The organism is Arthrobacter zhaoxinii (assembly GCF_025244925.1).
Taxonomy (GTDB): domain Bacteria; phylum Actinomycetota; class Actinomycetes; order Actinomycetales; family Micrococcaceae; genus Arthrobacter_B; species Arthrobacter_B zhaoxinii.
In genome coordinates this window covers 2,249,153-2,262,459 of record NZ_CP104275.1, presented here as the reverse complement: position 1 = coordinate 2,262,459, position 13,307 = coordinate 2,249,153, and the positions used below count along the sequence as shown (strand labels likewise).

Here is a 13,307-nt window from a genome sequence, read left to right as displayed (position 1 = left end):
ATGACGGAATCGAATAAGTCACGGGTTGTTTTTGCTCTGCTCGCCGGGTCTCTCCGGCCGGTATTCAACATCTTCCTGAAAAAGCAGTGGCAAGGGGCGGAGAACCTGCCCCGGGATCCGGGCTTCATTGTCTGCCCTAACCACGTGACTGAAATCGATCCGGTGGTGGTGGGGCACTTCCTGTACAACCAGGGCCGGTCGCCGCACTTCCTGGCGAAGGCGTCGCTCTTCAAGGTGCCTGTGCTGGGACCGGCGCTGTCCGCTACGAACCAGGTCCCGGTGGAACGGATTACCACCGGGGCCGCCGGCTCCCTGGACGCCGCCCGCGCGGCCCTGGCAGCGGGGCGCACCCTGGTGATCTACCCGGAAGGCACGCTCACCCGGGATCCCGATCTCTGGCCGATGAAGGGCCGGACCGGGGCGGCGCGGCTGGCCCTGCAGACCGGTGCCCCCGTTGTCCCTATTGCCCATTGGGGTGCGCAGGACGCGTTCCCGCGCTACGCCAAGTTCCCCAAGCTGTTCCCGCGCAAGCGGGTGCGGCTGGTGGTCGGCAAGCCGGTGGACCTGTCCGAATTCGCGGGCCTGCCCGTCAGCAAAGCGGTGCTGGATGCCGCTACGGAGCGGATTATGTCCGACCTGACGGATATGGTCTCCAAGCTCCGCGGCGCCCAGCCGCCCACCGAGCGGTGGAACCCGGTGGCCAAAGGCCAGCGCCAGGTAGGCCGCTCGTTTGAAAACCGAACCGGCGGATCCGGCGCAGAAACTCCACCAACCGAACCGGAGGCCGGCCAGTGACCGCCCGCAGTGAACACCCCGCCGTCGTCGCCGTCCTTGGTGCCGGAAGCTGGGGTACCGCCTTCGCCAAGATCGCCGCCGACTCCGGCGCCGAACGCGGCACCGATGTCCGGCTCTGGGCCCGGCGCCCCGAAGTGGCCGAGGACATCAACAGCAGGCACCGCAACACCCAGTACCTCAAGGACACCGTCCTGCCCGCCAATCTGCGCGCCTCCACGGACCTTGCCGAGGTGCTGGCCGGAGCGGAGATTGTCGTCCTTGCGGTTCCGGCACAGTCCCTGCGCGCCCAGCTTCGAGACGTTGCGGGCCTCATTCCCGCCGACGCCGTCGTCGTATCGCTGATGAAGGGCCTCGAGCGGGGAACCGACGCCCGGATGAGCCAGGTGATCGCCGAGGAACTAGGGCTGCCCGCCGAACGCATTGCCGTGGTTTCCGGCCCGAACCTCGCCATGGAGATTGCCCGGCAGGAGCCCACCGCGTCCGTGGTGGCGTGCACCGATCTGGACACCGCCGCCTGGATCGCCGAGGCCTGCACTGCGCCTTACTTCCGTCCCTACACCAACGTGGACGTGGTGGGCACGGAGATCGGCGGCATCGTCAAGAACGTCATTGCCCTCGCGGTGGGAATCTGCGACGGCAGGAAGATGGGCGACAACACCAAGGCGTCGGTCATGACCCGCGGCCTGGCGGAAACCACCCGCCTCGCCCTGGCCCTGGGCGGCAACGCCGAGACCATGGCCGGCCTCGCCGGGATGGGTGACCTGATTGCCACCTGCTCCTCGCCGCTGTCACGCAACCACACCGCCGGCACGCTGCTGGCCCAGGGCCTGAGCCTGGCGGAAGTCAACGCGTCCATGACCCAGACAGCCGAGGGCATCAAGTCCGCGCAGGCCGTGCTGGACCGTGCCACCCAGCTCGGCGTGTACATGCCGATTACCGAGAACGTCGTCGCCGTACTGCAGGGCGTCATTACTGTTGATGAACTGGGCCCGCGGTTGCTGGCCCGAGAACTGAAATCCGAAGGTGTGTCCGCCCCGTGACTGTTGAACCCCTGCCCGCCGCTGCCGCAACGGACCGTCCCGGAGGCGCCCGCCCCCGGGTGGCCGTCCTGTTCGGCGGACGTTCCAGCGAGCATGCCGTCAGCTGCGTGACTGCAGCAGGAGTGCTGCAGGCCATCGATACGACAAAGTACGACGTCGTGCCCATCGGCATTGCGAAGAACGGCCAGTGGAGCCTCGTCTCGGCGGATCCGGCGGAATGGTCCCTGCGCGCCGCCACCCTGCCCGAGGTTCCCGTGTCGGAGGAATCCGTGGTGCTCTCATCCCAGGACGGCAACAGGGAACTCGTGGCCCACGCTGCCGGCAGCCTGCCCCGGAGCCTCGGCGCGGTGGACGTCGTGCTGCCGCTGCTGCACGGACCTTTCGGCGAGGACGGCACCCTGCAGGGCATGCTGGAAATGGCCGACGTGCGGTACGTAGGTGCCGGCGTGCTGGCATCGGCCGTGGGTATGGACAAGCACTATATGAAGGTGGTCTTCGAAGCCGCGGGCCTGACCGTAGGTCCCTACGAGGTCATCACCGACCGGCAGTGGCTGCGGGATCCGCAGGCCTGCCTGGACCGCGCCGGTGCCCTGGACTTCCCGCTGTTCGTGAAGCCGGCACGCGCCGGTTCCTCCATGGGCATCACCCGCGTCACCGATGCCGCGGAACTTCCGGCCGCCATTGAAGCCGCACGCCTGCACGATCCCAAGGTTGTGGTGGAAGCCGGGATCACCGGTCGGGAAATTGAAGTGGCCGTCCTGCAGGGGCGGGGGACCGAGGACCCGCGCACCAGCCAGCCCGGCGAAGTTGCCGTGCGCGACGGCGGCCATGACTGGTATGACTTCGAAGCCAAATACGTGGACGGTGCAGCCGCAGAGCTGAGCTGCCCGGCCGACCTGCCCGCAGATATCACCGCCCGGGTCCGCAGTCTCGCCGGCACCGCATTCGAGTCCGTGGGCGGCGAAGGCCTGTCCCGGGTGGACTTCTTCTACACCCCGGACGGCCAGCTGATCATCAACGAGATCAACACCATGCCCGGGTTCACCCCCATCAGCATGTACCCGCAGATGTGGGCCAAGTCCGGTCTGCCGTACAGCGAGCTGATCGACGAACTGATCTCGCTCGCCCTGGCCCGGAAGACCGGGCTGCGCTAACCCTGCTGCTCGAGCTCCAGGGTGTCCTCGGGGCTCAGGCACTGGCGGGTGGGTTCGATGTTGGACACTGCGTTCTGCAGCTGGACCAGGACGGTGGACGACGCCACCTCGTTCGGATCGAACATCACCTCCACCGCCGGCTCCCGGCCGTAGGTGGTGGCGGTCCAGGTGTCTTCGCCTTCGCGCAGGATCCAGTCAACGCCGTTCACTTCGGCGCACGGATCGGTGGTCGGCCCGGGGACCGGGACGCCGCACTTGAGGATTGCCCGGGACGGATTGCCCCAGGCCGCCGTCGACTGGCTGTCCGTGTCCCGCAGCGCGTAACCCGCCATCTCGTCCGGCAGGGCCACCATCACGGCGGCGCAGTCGGGGTTGGCGGCGTCCGGGGCCGAATCGACATTGGCCACCGGACTGCAGCCGGTGGCGGCGACTGCGGAAAGTGCGAGTACTGCGGGTAACGCATAGAACTTCATGATTCCAGCGTATCCGCAGCGCAGCCCGGGACCGGAATCGGAGGTGCCCCGCCGAATGTATAGACTCATACCGCCCCCGACCTGAGGAAAAACACTTGAGCGAGTACTCCCCGTCCCCGGACTCCGCGCCACGAAAGCGGCATCCGGTCCGCGCCGTCCTGCTGGTGCTGCTGACCCTTGTGGTGGTGGCCGCGGTGGCGGCCGGGGGCTACCTGTGGCATCTGGCACGGACGTTCGACAACGGAACCAACAGCATTCCCAATGCGTTTCCGGCGAACAGTCCGGAGAAGGCCGCCGCCGCGGAGGATTCGCAGAACATCCTGCTCCTGGGCAGCGACACCCGGGATCCCGCGTCCGACGACGCACGGTCCGACACCATGATGCTCGTCCATGTGCCGGGGGACCGAAGCGGTGTCTACGTGATGTCGATTATGCGCGACACCTGGGTGCAGATTCCGGGGTACGGGGAATCCAAGATCAACGCCGCCATGGCCCTCGGAGGAGTTTCCCTGACCGTGGACACCGTGCAGACCCTTTTCGACGCCCCGATTGACCACGTGGCGATTATCGATTTTGAAGGCTTCAAGGGGCTGACGGATGCCTTGGGCGGGGTAACGCTCACCAATGACGTTGCCTTCCAGTCCGAGGGCGCCGAGGGTGAGTTCTTTGCCGCAGGGCCCATCACGGTTGAAGGCGAGTCGGCACTGAAATACGTCAGGGAGCGATACGCCTTCACAGACGGCGACTACCAGCGCGTCAAGAACCAGCAGGCGTTCCTCCGCGGCGTGATCTCCGGTGTCCTCAACAAGGGGACCCTGACCAACCCGGTCAAGGTCAGCAACGTGGTCAGCGAAATATCGCCGTACCTGAGCGTTGACGAGAACCTGGACGCGTCCGAGGCCGGGGCATTGGCAATCGGCCTTCGTAACGTTCGTTCCGGGGACATCTCCATGGCCACCCTGCCGAACGAAGGCGTGGGGACATCCGCGGACGGTCAGTCCGTTGTGGTGCCCGACTATGCTGCAATCAGTGAAATCGCCGCCGCACTCGACGACGACAATATGCCGGCCTACATGGCTGCTGACCGGGGGAACTAACACCATGCAACAGAATTCTGCCCCCCGTGTCCTCGGCGCGCTCATGGGTGCCTTGGTAGCGGCTACGGTGTTTGCGGGTCCGGCCCTGGCTGTGGAAGGGACCCCGCCCCCGCCGGTAGTGGTGGAGCCGGAGCCCACTCAGCCCCAGCCGCCCACTGTCCCGGTCCAGCCTGTCCCAGTTCAGCCTGTCCCAGTTCAGCCTGTCCCAGTCCAGCCGGTGCCGGTCCAGCCTGCCCCTCAACCGGCTCCTGCCCCTCAGCCTGCTCCAGCCCCTGTCGAGCCAGCTCCCGAACCAAGCCCGGAGCCCGAGCCGAGTCCACAGGCGGACCGAATCGATCCGGTAACGGGGTACGTTGTGGACCCGGGCACCGGGTTCCTGGTCCACCCGGGCACCGGACTGCTCATCGAACCGGGCACCGGCAGTCTCATCGATCCGGTCACCCTCTTCTACACGGGAGACGTCTGGGATCCGGTGACCATGCAGATCGTTGACCCGGACGCCGAGCCTTCTCCTACACCGGCTCCGTCCCCGTCGCCTACGTCGACAGCGTCGCCGACCCCCAAGACATCGCCGACCCCGTCAGCCACTGCGGCCACGTCCAAGCCCACTCCGACACCCTCAGCCCTTGCCGCAGAGAGCACGAATTCCGGTTCCGGCGGCACGGATTGGATAGTGCGGGGCGGCGTTATCCTGTTTCTTCTGGGCATCGGAGTGTTCTATTATCTGAAGCTTCGGGGATCCGCGGCATCGCTTCCGTTCAAAGCAGGCAGGAACGAAGCGTAGAATAGGTGCCGGTCTCCTGCGTCAATAGAGCGCAGGGTTTTCTTTTTAGTTTTGAGTAATTTGAGTAATGGGGGAATGGTAAATGCGGCTTCAATTGTTGACGCATTCCTACTCGCCCGAACACAGCCCTCCCCAGCGCCGCTGGACCCAGTTCAACCGGTACTTCCGGAGCCTTGGCTGGGACATCGATGTAATAACCCCGGTGGCGCACGCCCCGCACGGACGACGGACCCTGCCGAAACGGGAAGCCGGCCGCGCTTTCCGCCGGGACACGGGCCGGTACGGGGAACGCATCCTGCGGGTGCCCTACCTCTGGCACCGGGCCACCCGACTGGGACGGTTGCTTGACCACTGCTTCAGCGCGGCGGCCTCCGTGGCAGCCGGATTGATGACACGCCGCCCGGACGCCGTGATTGTCACGGTTCCCAGCCTTCCCATCCTCGGCGCCGGGTACCTGGTGTCCCGGCTCCGGCGGGTGCCGCTCGTAGTGGACATGCGGGACGCCTGGCCTGATATTGCCCGCGACGCCCGGATTGTCCGGGGCAGTGCCAAGAGCGTGACGGAACGCGCGGTGGTGGCGTTCCAGGAACGTGCAGACCTAGTGGTGACCGTGACCTACGGATTCGCTGCCACCTTGCGCGACCGCGGACTGGGGAATGTAGCCACGGTGGTGAACGGCGTCGATATTTCCGTACGGGAGCTGCTGCCTCCCCCTCCCGAAGACCGGGACCGGTTGAACGTGCTGTACCTGGGCAACCACGGCGAAAGCCAGCGGCTTGACCTGGTGGTGCGGGCAGCTGCCCTGGCCAGCGACTACGTCCGGTTGACCATGGTGGGGCACGGCGTCCAGCGGCGTGAGCTGATGGCCTTGGCGGAGGAACTGAACGCTCCCGTAACCTTCCACGGCCCGGCACGCCGCCGCGAAGTCATGGAGTACTACCGGAACGCGGATACCTGCGTCATTTCCCTGCGGGATGACTGGAAGTCCTTTGAGACCACCATTCCGTCAAAAACCTACGAAGTACTGGCAGTGGGCCGGCACGTCACGGGCATTGTCCGCGGTGAGGCCCGCTCCATTATCGAGGATGCGAACGCCGGCGACGTGGTTGATTCCTCAGCCGAGGCTATTGCCCAGCTGTGGAAGGAACTACACGCAGACCGCAGCCGGCTGCTCACCGGCACCAACGGCAGGGACTGGGTGCATCACAACGCCAACCTCGATGCACTCTCCGCTGCCTATGCGGACCTCCTGCGAAGCGTGGCAGCGGGCCGGTCCGAGTGACGGCACTGCGATATGTACGCAGCGCCGCCCTCGCCGGCGCCACTGCCCTGGAACACCTGGGGGACGACCCCGTAGTCCTGGCCCTGCAGATATCCCGGAGGCTGCCGGCATCCCTGGTGCATCCGCTGGCGGCCGGTGCCGGGAGGATCGCCGGAAAAATGCCTGGGAACAGTTTTCTGGGTCCGCTGGCGGCTTTCGTCAGCGGAGATACCCCTGCGCTGTCCCGCAGCCTCACCGCAGCCGCCGCACCGGGCGGAACCACGGGTAGCCAACAGGCCCTCCGCCTGGCCGACGTCGCCATCGCAGCAGGCTTCCCCCAGGAGGCCGGGCAGCTGCTGGCACGGGTACGCCCCGGTACCAAAGGCCTGCCCGGCGCTGTCGCCCGCAGCCGCTGGCACGCAGGAGACATGAGCGGCGCCGTGGAGGCCCTTTCCCACGGACGAGGCGCCGAACGCCGGCAGCAGCGGCGCCTGGCGTCCGAGCTGGCCGTGTTTTCGGGATGGCAGCCCCGACTCGACCGCGTTGAGTCCTACACACCGGACCCAGCCACCGTCCTACACGTCCTCACCAACTCCCTGCCGCACACCGGCAGCGGCTACGCGCAGCGGAGCCATTCGATCCTGAAGGCGCAGCACGAGCTGGGCTGGAACGTCCATGCCGTGACCCGCCCGGGATATCCCGTCCAGGTGGGCCGGCTCTTCGCCCGGGACCAGGACCGGATCGACGGTGTGACGTATCACCGGATCCTGCCGGCCCGTCTTCCCTTCGGCATGCAGGGAAGACTGCGGCTGCAGGCAGAACAAACGCTCGCCCTTGCCCTGAAGACGCGGCCGGCGGTTCTGCATACCACCACGCACTTCGTCAACGGGCTGGTGACTGCCGCCGTCGCCGAGGCCCTCGGCATTCCGTGGATCTATGAGGTCCGCGGCCAGCTGGCTGATACGTGGGCTTCGACCCGCCCGGCCGAGGCGCGGCAGAGCGAGAGGTACCGGCTCTTCTCCGAACGGGAAGCCGACGTTATGGGCAGGGCTGCCCTGGTGCCCACGCTCGGGACCGTCATGGCGGAACAGATTGCCGGCAGCGGTGTTCCCTGGGACCGGATCCGGCTGCTTCCCAACGCAGTGGGGGAGGGATACCTCGAAGCACCCCTGGCTGCAGCGGCGGCCCGCCGCTCGCTCGGGCTGGATCCTGACACTGAATTGATCGGAACCGTTAGCAGTCTGGTTGACTATGAGGGGCTGGATGATCTCATCACAGCCTTCGGTCTGGTCGCTGACCGGCAACGGCACCTCAAATGCCTGATTGTCGGCGACGGAGCAGCTGCACCCCGTTTGAAGGCGCTGGCTGCCGAACTCGGATTGACCGACCGCGTGATTTTCACCGGCCGCGTTCCCCGGGAACAGGCCCATTTGTACCATCAGGCAATCAACATCTTCGTTGTGCCTCGGAAGGATTTGGACGTGACACGAGCGGTAACTCCGCTGAAGCCGGTGGAGGCCATGGCCTGCGCCCGGCCCGTAATAGCCAGCGATTTACCGGCCCTGCGTGAATTGGTCCGGGATGGAGACAACGGGCTCCTGGTCCGGCCCTCCGATCCGGCGCATCTGGCTGAGGCGATCGACAGCCTGATCTCCGATGCCGAGCGTCGTGCCTCCCTGGGAAGCAACGGACGTCACCATGTCCTCGCCACCCGTACGTGGGGATCAGCGGCAGAGCAAACCTCGCAGTGGTATCGAAGCCTCGCAGGGGCTGCGTAATGGCCCGGCCTAGTGAGGACGCGCTTGCCGCGGTCCAGCCCCTGTCCGTAGACATCAGGGGACTGCAGCGGGTCGGCGCCCGCCCCGGGTTTGTCGACTACCTCGTCCAGATCTGGAACTACCGGCACTTCATCGCCTACGACGCCAAGTCGCGGGTACAGAGCGGCAACCGCAGGGACCGCCTCGGCAGTGCCTGGCTGATCCTGAACCCGATCCTGAACGGTCTGACCTACTTCCTGATCTTCGGCCTGCTGCTGAACACTGGCGCTGGGATCGAGAACTTCATCGGTTACCTGGTCATCGGAATCTTCCTGTTCCAGTTCAGTTCCCGGGCCATCACCAACGGCGCCCGGTCCATCCAGCAGAACCGCGCAGTGATCCAGGCGTTCAGTTTCCCGCGGGCCACCCTTCCCATTTCGGTGAACCTGCGCGAACTCATGGCCAACATTCCGGTGCTGATTGTGATGATGCTGCTTGTCCTCTTGGTCCCGCCCACGGAGGACATCACGTGGCGGTGGCTGCTGGTTCTCCCGGCGCTGGCACTGCAGTGGATCTTTAACCTGGGAGTGGGCCTGATCCTCGCCCGGGTAATCTCCAAGGTCAACGACGTCGTACACCTGCTGGGTTTCGCCCTGCGGGCATGGATGTACTCCAGTGCCGTCTTCTACACGTATGACCGTTTCATCGACCAGCCGGTAATGCTGAAGGTCCTTGAACTGAACCCGCTGTTCCAGGTCCTGGATATTGTGCGGGACTGCCTGCTGTACGCCTCCGTGCCATCCTGGCAGTCCTGGGCCATCCTGAGCTGCTGGGCACTGGGTGCCCTAGCAGTAGGAAGCGTGTATTTCTGGCGGGCGGAGGAGACCTATGGACGCGCCTGAAGACCTGCAGTTCCTCGCAGAGGATCCCTGCGTTGTCATCGACGAAGTGAGCATGAGCTACCGCGTGCCTTCGAGCGAAACGGTCCCGGGGAGCCGGAGCGGCGGTCTGATGCGCCGCCTCACGGGCAAACCCAACCTGGTGACCGTCAACGCCCTGAACCCGATGTCACTGGTGGCGGTCCGGGGCGAATCGGTCGGGATCGTCGGGCGCAACGGTTCCGGCAAAAGCACACTGATGAAACTGATCAACGGCCAGGTCACGCCGGACACCGGAGCCGTGTACGCCTCCAGCACACCGATCATGCTGGGCGTCAACGCGGCCCTCGTCCCCGAACTTCCTGGAGACCACAACGTAGTGCTGGGATGCTTGGCGATGGGTCTGACCTATGACCAGATCGCCGAACGGTATGAGTCCATCGTTGAACTCTCCGGCCTTGAAAAGGCCATCCACCTGCCGATGCGCTCGTATTCCTCCGGTATGTCCTCCCGCCTCCGGTTTGCCATCGCCGCCAGCATCGATCCCGAAATCCTGCTTATTGATGAGGCACTCAACACAGGCGACGCGCAGTTTGCGGACCGCAGCCGGAAGCGGATGGACGAGCTGCGGGAAAACGCCGGCTGCGTTTTCCTGGTCAGCCACAGCCTCGAAACCGTCCTCGACATGTGTTCCCGGGTGGTGTGGATGGACAAGGGCGACCTGCTGATGGACGGGGGGCCCCGGGAGGTCGTGAAGGCCTATAAGGACTTCACCCGGCACCTGTCCAAGGGAAACAACATCAGCGCGGCGAAAATCCGCGAAGACGCCATGGAAGCACTCACAGTCACACGCATCCAGGAGCGGTCCACCGGACGCCGCAGCGCGAGGGTCCAGTAAATGGCGTCTATGCAAGACGTCCGTGCCGGACTCTGGCACCTGCGTTCCGGGGGACCGGCAGAGCTGCGCGAATGGCAGGTCCGCCGGCGTGCCGAACAGGGGTTCGCTGACCCCTCGAACACCCGCGGCGTGGAAGCCGGCTGGATAGGCCGCGGTTCCAAGCGACGGTTGTCTATTCCGGCAGCCACCGTCCCGGCACGCCCGCCCCGGCGCAGCGACCTGACCGTCGGCGTGATCCTCGACGAGTTCTCCGCCGCAGCCTTCGCCTTCGAGTGGAACACCGTGGCGCTGGACCCGGTGGGCTGGCGGCAGCAACTGACCGACCACGCCGTGGATCTGGTTTTCGTGGAATCCGCCTGGGCCGGGAACAGCCGGCTCTGGCGCGGGAAACTGGCCGGACCCACCGGCCCGGCCTCCGCACTCGTAGACCTGCTTGCCTACAGCCGCAGCCAGGGCATCCCTACCGTCTTCTGGAATAAGGAAGACCCGCCGCACTATGCGGATTTCCTCCCCGCGGCTGCGTTGTTCGACCATGTCTTTACCTCCGACGTGCGCAGAGTTGAGCACTATCGGAGGGACCTCGGCCACAACAATATCGACGTCCTCCCGTTCGCTGCCCAGCCGGCGATCCATAACCCGGCACGGCCGAAGTACGGCCGCCACGCCCGGGACATCGGTTTCGCCGGGATGTACTTCGTCCACAAGTATCCGGAGCGGCGGGAGCAGATGGACATGCTCCTGGGCGGGGCGATGGACGCGAAGCTTCCCACCGGTCTGGAAATCTTCTCCCGGAAGCTCGGCGGGGACCCGAACTACCAGTTCCCCGCGCCGTTGGATTCCCGGGTGGTCGGCTCGCTGTCCTATCCGCAGATGCTGTCCGCGTATAAGGCCTACAAGGTCTTCCTGAACGTCAATTCCGTGGTGGATTCACCGAGCATGTGTGCTCGGCGCATTTTCGAGATCAGCGCCGCCGGGACCCCCGTCATCAGCACCCCCAGCGATGCCGTTGCCCGCTTCTTCACCCCGGACGAAGTCCCCGTTGCCCACACCCGGGAAGAAGCCGCCGCGTTGAGCGGCGGACTGGTCCGCAACGCCGAATACAATGACCGCACCGTCCACCGGGCCCAGCGCCGGATCTGGTCCGCGCATACCTACGCACACCGCGCCGAAACGATTGTGGCAGCCGCGGCCCCGCTAAAGTCCCGTCCGCCGGTCCGTCCCACGGTGTCTGCCCTGGTGCCGACCATCCGGCCGCACCAGCTGGAGAACGTCTTCCGCACCCTCGCGTCGCAGCAGGACGTGGACGTGGAACTGGTGCTGCTGACACACGGTTTTGTCCTCGAGCCCGAACGGCTGGAGGCGCTTTCCGCTGCCTCCGGGCTGAAGAAGGTCCGCCTGCTGACGGCAGACACCGAGGTGTCACTGGGGGAGTGCCTGAACCGCTGCGTCGAGGCGGCTTCCGGGGAGGTTGTGGCCAAGATGGACGACGACGACCATTACGGTCCGAACTACCTCAGCGACCAGCTGTACGCGCTGGAGTATTCCGGTGCCGATGTGGTGGGCAAACAGGCCCACTACATGCACCTGCGCAGCTCCAACGCCGTCGTCCTGCGCTTCGGCCACCGCGAACACCGCTACACGGAATTCGTCATGGGACCGACGATTGTCACCCGGCGCACTCTTGCCCTCGAACTGCCCTTCCCGTCACTGGGGTTGGGTGAGGACACGGGCTTCCTGAAGCAGGCTGCCGCCGCCGGAAAACGGATCTACTCGGCGGACCGCTTCAACTATTTCCAGGTCCGTGAAGCCAGCGGACATACGTGGAAGGTCGACGATGCCACTCTGCTGGCCTCGGGGGACCTCCGATTCTATGGGGAACCGAATGAACACACAGACATATAGCCCCGGCGAAACCACAACGGCAGTCGCCACCGTCGCCGTCATCGGCCTGGGCTACATCGGCCTGCCGACCGCCGCCATCCTTGCGGGCAAGGGCCTGCACGTGATCGGCGTTGACGTTAACCCGTACACGGTGGAGGCCGTGAACGAAGGCCGCGTGCCGTTTGTGGAACCCGACCTCGGAATCCATGTGGCCGGCGCCGTCAGCCAGGGCCACCTCGTAGCGCAGTCGACTACCCCGCAGGCCGACGCGTACATCGTTGCCGTCCCCACTCCGTTCCGCGAGGATAAGACGGCGGACCTGGTCTACGTGGAGCAGGCGGCGCGGAAGATCGCTCCGCAGATCCAGCCCGGCAACCTGGTCATTCTGGAATCCACTTCTCCTCCCGGAACCACCCAGCGGATGGCCGACGTCATCCTGGCCCTGCGCCCCGATCTGGCTGCGGAGGCGAACGACGGCGAGGCGACGGTTCTCTTCGCCCACTGCCCTGAGCGGGTCCTGCCCGGGCGGATCATGATCGAACTGGTTATGAATGACCGCATCATCGGCGGACTGACCCCGGAGGCAGCCACTGCGGCCGCCGCCCTCTACAGCACCTTCTGCCAGGGCGGCATCCACCTGACCGACGCCGCCACCGCGGAAATGGCCAAGCTGGTGGAAAACGCATACCGCGACGTCAACATCGCCTTCGCCAACGAGCTCTCCGTGATCAGCAGCAATCTCGGCATCGACGTGTGGAACCTGATCGAGCTGGCCAACCACCATCCGCGCGTCAACATCCTGCAACCCGGCCCCGGCGTGGGCGGCCACTGCATCGCAGTGGACCCCTGGTTCATCGTGTCCGCTGACCCGGAGAACTCCCGGCTGATCCGCACCGCACGCGAGGTCAACGACGCGAAGCCGGACCACGTGGTGGCTGCCGTGGAGTCCGCAATGGCAGGGCACGAAAGCCCCACCATCGCCGCCCTGGGCCTGGCGTTCAAGGCAAACGTGGACGACATGCGCGAATCGCCCGCGGTGGAGATTGTGCGGCGGCTCGCGGATTCCAATCCCGGGGCCCGGATTGTGGTGGGCTCCCCCTTCAGTGAGTCCGACCTGCCGGAGGACCTGGCCGCCTTCGGAAACGTCTCCCTGACAGGGACCGACGCCGCGGTGGACGCTGCCGACGTCGTTGTCCTCCTGGTGGACCACGACGCGTTCCGGGAGATCACCCCCGAGCAGTTGGCGGGCAAAAAGATTGTGGACACCCGGGGATTCTGGCGGGCCTGAC

The 13,307-nt window shown here is 65.8% G+C and carries 12 protein-coding genes; 11 read left to right on the top strand and 1 reads right to left on the bottom strand.

Annotation, left to right across the window (positions count from 1 at the left end; all coding sequences use genetic code 11):
• From N2K95_RS10595 to N2K95_RS10585, 3 genes are read left to right on the top strand one after another with little or no spacing between them, the layout of a single operon-like run.
• Complete coding sequence (locus N2K95_RS10595) at window positions 1-795, top strand: lysophospholipid acyltransferase family protein (RefSeq protein ID WP_260651534.1); 795 nt, start codon at window positions 1-3, stop codon at window positions 793-795.
• The gene (locus tag N2K95_RS10590; protein ID WP_260651533.1) at window positions 792-1,835 is read left to right on the top strand and encodes an NAD(P)H-dependent glycerol-3-phosphate dehydrogenase; all 1,044 of its coding nucleotides are present in this window, start codon (window positions 792-794) and stop codon (window positions 1,833-1,835) included. The genes N2K95_RS10595 and N2K95_RS10590 overlap by 4 nt, the downstream gene beginning before the upstream one ends.
• An 11-nt stretch (window positions 1,836-1,846) precedes the next feature.
• Window positions 1,847-2,989, top strand: coding sequence for a D-alanine--D-alanine ligase family protein (locus N2K95_RS10585; RefSeq protein ID WP_260653786.1), 1,143 nt, complete (start codon window positions 1,847-1,849; stop codon window positions 2,987-2,989).
• Here N2K95_RS10585 and N2K95_RS10580 read toward each other — a convergent pair.
• Window positions 2,986-3,462: a DUF3515 domain-containing protein gene (locus tag N2K95_RS10580; protein ID WP_260651532.1), complete on the bottom strand. Its 477-nt coding sequence runs from the start codon at window positions 3,460-3,462 to the stop codon at window positions 2,986-2,988. The genes N2K95_RS10585 and N2K95_RS10580 overlap by 4 nt on opposite strands.
• Before the next feature lie 95 nt (window positions 3,463-3,557).
• On the opposite strand from N2K95_RS10580, the gene N2K95_RS10575 reads away from it, so the two are divergent.
• The 8 genes from N2K95_RS10575 to wecC all read left to right on the top strand — a co-directional run bounded on the left by N2K95_RS10575 (window position 3,558) and on the right by wecC (window position 13,306).
• Window positions 3,558-4,559, top strand: coding sequence for an LCP family protein (locus tag N2K95_RS10575; protein WP_260651531.1), 1,002 nt, complete (start codon window positions 3,558-3,560; stop codon window positions 4,557-4,559).
• Window positions 4,560-4,914: 355 nt separating this feature from the next.
• Complete coding sequence (locus N2K95_RS10570; protein ID WP_260651530.1) at window positions 4,915-5,343, top strand: hypothetical protein; 429 nt, start codon at window positions 4,915-4,917, stop codon at window positions 5,341-5,343.
• 82 nt (window positions 5,344-5,425) lie between these two features.
• Window positions 5,426-6,625, top strand: coding sequence for a glycosyltransferase family 4 protein (locus N2K95_RS10565; protein ID WP_260651529.1), 1,200 nt, complete (start codon window positions 5,426-5,428; stop codon window positions 6,623-6,625).
• The gene (locus N2K95_RS10560; RefSeq protein ID WP_260651528.1) at window positions 6,622-8,382 is read left to right on the top strand and encodes a glycosyltransferase family 4 protein; all 1,761 of its coding nucleotides are present in this window, start codon (window positions 6,622-6,624) and stop codon (window positions 8,380-8,382) included. The genes N2K95_RS10565 and N2K95_RS10560 overlap by 4 nt, the downstream gene beginning before the upstream one ends.
• A complete protein-coding gene (locus tag N2K95_RS10555) occupies window positions 8,382-9,263 on the top strand; it encodes an ABC transporter permease (protein ID WP_260651527.1) in 882 nt (293 codons plus the stop codon). The genes N2K95_RS10560 and N2K95_RS10555 overlap by 1 nt, the downstream gene beginning before the upstream one ends.
• Window positions 9,250-10,137, top strand: coding sequence for an ABC transporter ATP-binding protein (locus N2K95_RS10550; protein WP_260651526.1), 888 nt, complete (start codon window positions 9,250-9,252; stop codon window positions 10,135-10,137). Before N2K95_RS10555 ends, N2K95_RS10550 begins: the two co-directional genes overlap by 14 nt.
• A complete protein-coding gene (locus tag N2K95_RS10545; protein WP_260651525.1) occupies window positions 10,138-12,039 on the top strand; it encodes a glycosyltransferase family protein in 1,902 nt (633 codons plus the stop codon).
• On the top strand, window positions 12,020-13,306 hold the full coding sequence (wecC, locus tag N2K95_RS10540; RefSeq protein WP_260651524.1) for a UDP-N-acetyl-D-mannosamine dehydrogenase: 1,287 nt from the start codon (window positions 12,020-12,022) through the stop codon (window positions 13,304-13,306). Before N2K95_RS10545 ends, wecC begins: the two co-directional genes overlap by 20 nt.
• Window position 13,307 lies beyond the last annotated feature (1 nt).

Excerpts from the sequence above, each read along its gene's own strand:
- N2K95_RS10550 (WP_260651526.1), top strand. The coding sequence starts at position 9,250 with ATGGACGCGCCTGAAGACCTGCAGTTCCTCGCAGAGGATCCCTGCGTT.
- N2K95_RS10565 (WP_260651529.1), top strand. The coding sequence starts at position 5,426 with ATGCGGCTTCAATTGTTGACGCATTCCTACTCGCCCGAACACAGCCCT.
- wecC (WP_260651524.1), top strand. The coding sequence starts at position 12,020 with ATGAACACACAGACATATAGCCCCGGCGAAACCACAACGGCAGTCGCC.
- N2K95_RS10595 (WP_260651534.1), top strand. The coding sequence starts at position 1 with ATGACGGAATCGAATAAGTCACGGGTTGTTTTTGCTCTGCTCGCCGGG.
- N2K95_RS10555 (WP_260651527.1), top strand. The coding sequence starts at position 8,382 with ATGGCCCGGCCTAGTGAGGACGCGCTTGCCGCGGTCCAGCCCCTGTCC.
- N2K95_RS10580 (WP_260651532.1), bottom strand. The coding sequence starts at position 3,462 with ATGAAGTTCTATGCGTTACCCGCAGTACTCGCACTTTCCGCAGTCGCC.
- N2K95_RS10545 (WP_260651525.1), top strand. The coding sequence starts at position 10,138 with ATGGCGTCTATGCAAGACGTCCGTGCCGGACTCTGGCACCTGCGTTCC.